1 protein-coding gene is annotated in these 530 nt (G+C 63.8%); it reads right to left on the bottom strand.

The features are described from left to right. Positions 1-530 (bottom strand): replication initiation protein (locus D4A39_RS16975; protein ID WP_147393961.1); only part of this gene is annotated, 530 nt, incomplete at both ends.

Here is a 530-nt window from a genome sequence, read left to right as displayed (position 1 = left end):
TGTTCGGCAAATGCTTCGCGGGCAATGTCGGCCTCTCGGCGTGGTGCCGTGAATATCTTACCGCCCGGGCCTTCTGTTCGCAGTACGCGGCCCACACGATCCGCCCATTCCTCCCGCTCGGCATTGCGGAGCTTGCCCCACCATGTCAGCGCGGGTTCGGTCTGCTCCTCGTCCTCGATGATTGGCGGAGCGCCGTTCGATGCCTGTTCCTTGCGTCGGGCCGCGCTGTGACGCTCATTCTCGGCCACGGTCTCGGTGGCCTCGTGCGGGTCTTTCCATTGCCAGTCGAAGCGGACAGCGGCGACCGATCGACCTGATTTCACGGGGGTCATCTTCACACGCACAGTCCCGTAGTCATTGATTGCCTCAACGGCCGGTGTGAGGACGCGCTTTGCCAGCTGCGCCCATACATCATAGGACCGCTTGTCATCGACTCCGAGCAGGCCGCGCAAGTTGTCCAGGCCCCATTGGGCATAGGGTTCGCGCTGGCGCTTGCGGTCTGCCAGTAAGGCGTAGAGCCGACGGGCGTG

Origin of the sequence: Alcanivorax profundi (genome assembly GCF_003597125.1) — a bacterium.
Lineage (GTDB): Bacteria > Pseudomonadota > Gammaproteobacteria > Pseudomonadales > Alcanivoracaceae > Alcanivorax > Alcanivorax profundi.
This window is presented reverse-complemented; position numbering and strand designations above follow the sequence as displayed.